The 3,300-nt window shown below is 45.8% G+C and carries 2 protein-coding genes; both read right to left on the bottom strand.

The genetic code is table 11. The features are described 5' to 3' along the window. Window positions 1-1,304: SusD family outer membrane lipoprotein NanU (gene nanU, locus VF500_RS27330; RefSeq protein WP_330862699.1), on the bottom strand; the 1,304-nt coding region annotated here is incomplete at its 3' end. A gap of 17 nt (window positions 1,305-1,321) precedes the next feature. After that, window positions 1,322-3,300: SusC/RagA family TonB-linked outer membrane protein (locus VF500_RS27325; protein WP_330862698.1), on the bottom strand; the 1,979-nt coding region annotated here is incomplete at its 5' end.

Below are 3,300 nucleotides of genomic sequence, written 5' to 3'. Positions count from 1 at the left end.
TGTGTGGCTGCATCATAGTTTGAGCCATAAGCCCGTACCCTTACCTGGTTAAGTTCCGTCGCCGGCGATTCGCCTAACACTACTTTAGCCTCGGCCAGCATCAGCAATAAATCTGCATAACGGTAGATAGGGAAATCATTGGTGATCAGCCTTGCGCCAGCGTTTTGCTCACCTTGATACTTATCCGCGAAACATCCGGCAATTTTAAATGTGCCATCGGCTAATTTTTGATAGGCCGGCTGGATACTGGCCAGCTTACGGCTATCCTTATCATTGAAAGCCCTGAAAGCAGCTATCCTTACAGGTGCCCTGAGCAGGCCTCCCCAGTTATCAATTGTAGGCGAAAACTGGCGGTTAGCTAATGAATCGTAAAAGTTAGAGATCAGGCCGCTTTGCGGTACAAAACTGCTCTGTACAAATGATATCGTTGCCTCGTTAAACTGATAATGGCTTACAAATATCATCTCGTTATTGCCTTTGGTTGTTGTTGCAAAAATGTCGCTGTATTTTGGCAACAACTGCAGCGCCGGCACATTGGTTTGGATCTCGGTTAAAGCCGCTTTGGCGGTAGCCGCATCAGTAGCGGCATTTCCGCGGTGAGCTGTCCACAAATAAACATCTGCTTTAAGCATCAGCGTGGCTGATTTCGACCAGTATGATTTCAGGTTCCTGAAGGAATAATCCGTCCCGAAACTTGCAGCCGACTTATCAATATCAGCCTTAATAAGCGCTAATACATCTGCCGCAGGCGAAGCTGCCTTAGCCAGGTTGGAAATATCAAGCGTAGAACCCGATGTAGGCTCTGTTTGTATGATCACATTGCCCCAGCTGCGGTACAGTTGGTAATAGTAGAAAGCGCGCATCCCGTATGCAATCCCCAAATAGTAGTTCTTGTTTGCCGCGGTTACGATATCGGTACTGTTTAACTTACTGATCAGCAAATTAAGCTGGTTGATGTTGTTGTAAAACCCGCCAAAGCTGCTTATACCGGGATTATCCAAATTAAGGTTTTGTGTCCACAAGCGTTCAAGGCCCTGGGTGGCCTCGCCGGTAAAAGTACCATTGGTGCCGGGGTCTGTAGCGAAGATATCCGCACGCATTTCGCCCAAAGTTTGGAAGGCGGCATTGTTAGACCTGAATTGTGTATGCACACCTGCCACAAAAGAATCAAACTGGTCGGCGGTTTTCCAGAAATTACCATCGGTAACGCTGCTCACAGGCGCCAGGTCCAGTTGCTTCCGGCACGAGCTTGACAATGCCAGGATCAATAGTCCTGCAAAGATGACTGAAGTATATTTTTTCATTTCGAAATATTTAAAGGTTAGAATGATGCCTGAACACCTACTACAAATGATTTAGGGGTTGGATAAGTACCCTGGTAAACTCCTGTCAGCGATCCGTTTGATACCGGTGCCTCAGGCGTCGGTCCGCTGAACTTTTTGATATAGAACAGGTTGCTGCCACTGGCAAACAATCGCATTTTGGAAAATATTTTCGTTTTATCCAGCAGAGGCTTCCCGAAGTCATACGACAGCGTTATTTCACGGCAGGCTAAATAATTCCCGCTCTCATAAAAATTGGAGTTATTACCATTCAGCACAGCACTTGCATTATTGGCCCGCGTGTAGTTTTGCTTGGAACCAACTACCTGGTCGGCATAATACACTTTAGGTATATTGGTGTTAGTGTTGGTTGGCGACCATGCCTTTTTTTGCAGATCTATGTAGTTAAAAGTACCTTGATAGTTACCTAAGGTACGCGCAACAAGGTCGTTATAAATGGTGTTGCCCAAAGTGTATTCAAACCGTGAGTAAAACGAGAATGCTTTGTATGATACGTTGAAGTTGAAACCACCTGTCCATTTAGGGTAGATGTTGCCCAAATAAACCTGGTCGCGCGAGTCAATGGTATCGTTCTTATCTACATCCTGCCAGTTTACATCGCCCGGGGTAATGTGCCCGCCTTTACCTGCTGCCAGGTTAGGGCCGGTAATACCTGCAACGTTGTCTACACGGTTGCCTGCATTAGCCGCGACATCAGCTGCGTCTTTAAATATAGATAACTGTTTGTAACCATAGATCTGGCCCAGCGGCTGCCCTTCCTGGATGCCGCCAACCCAGACAACCTTGCCCGATTTTGGGTCATAAACCTGTAAACCGCCCTGCCTGTTGTTCTCATTGCCGTTAAAGGGTAGTTTTAAAACTTTGTTTTTTACATATGAAGCAGTTGCGCCCACATCAATCCGCAAACCATTCGGGTTGTTAACTATATTGGCTTTTACCGTAAACTCATAGCCCTTATTTTGTAATGTACCAAGGTTTGTTTGAATGCTTGAAAAACCGGTATAACTTGGCAATGGTAAACTGGTTAACAGGTCGCTGGTGATGCGGTTATAGTAATCAAACAGGAAACTTACCCTGTCTTTAAAGAAACCGATATCGGCACCAATATCTGTAGTGCGGCTTTTTTCCCAACGCAAGTTAGCATTTGTCAAACCCGTATTCAGGAAACTGCCCTGTCCGTTGTATAATGTTTGAGCAGCATAAACACCCTGTACATCATAGTTGCCTAAGCCCGCGATATTACCGTTTGAACCATAACTTGCGCGGGGTTTAAAGGTAGAGAACACTTTATTAAGCCCCCATTTTTCGAAGAACGCTTCGCGGCCAACATTCCAACCGGCAGATACGCCTGGGAAATAACCGATCCTGTTGCCAGGCGCCAATTGCGAAACACCATCTTCCCTCAATACAAAAGTGAGCAGATACTTGCTGTCATAGGCATAGTTGATACGGGTAAAGGTTGATATGATCCGGTTTTCGGCCTGATTACTGTAGTTACCGCCAACAGCGAATAAAGTAGACGCGTTGGCTGTAGAGATATTATCCGTAGGCGCATTGGTACCATCAACCTGCATAGCAAGCGCTTTCTGATCGTAATACTCAGCACCTATCATGGCGCTTAAATCATGCTTACCGAATGATTTGGTATAATTTAAAATCGCGTTATATGTTTGCTGAAAATTACGCGAATAACCTGCGATAGATTCCCTGCTGGTGCTGCTGTACGATGGCGGGTTGGCAAACAACGTAGCATAAGTTTGTGTAGCCTGCTGAAACGACTGGTTAATTTGCTGGTTCAAATAACCACTGCCCGATACCTTGAAAAACAAGCCCGGCATAATATCCCATTTAACAGCGGCATTAGCTACAATCCTGTCAACCTCGTTACTGCGTTTTAGCTTGCCCAACCAGTATAAGGGGTTACCGTCGCTGATGCTATTGCCGGGATTGGGTGATG

The sequence above is a fragment of the Mucilaginibacter sp. genome, from assembly GCF_036383575.1.
Classification (GTDB): Bacteria; Bacteroidota; Bacteroidia; order Sphingobacteriales; family Sphingobacteriaceae; genus Mucilaginibacter.
The sequence above is the reverse complement of the archived record's forward strand: the minus strand, read 5'-3'. Positions and strand labels throughout refer to the sequence as shown.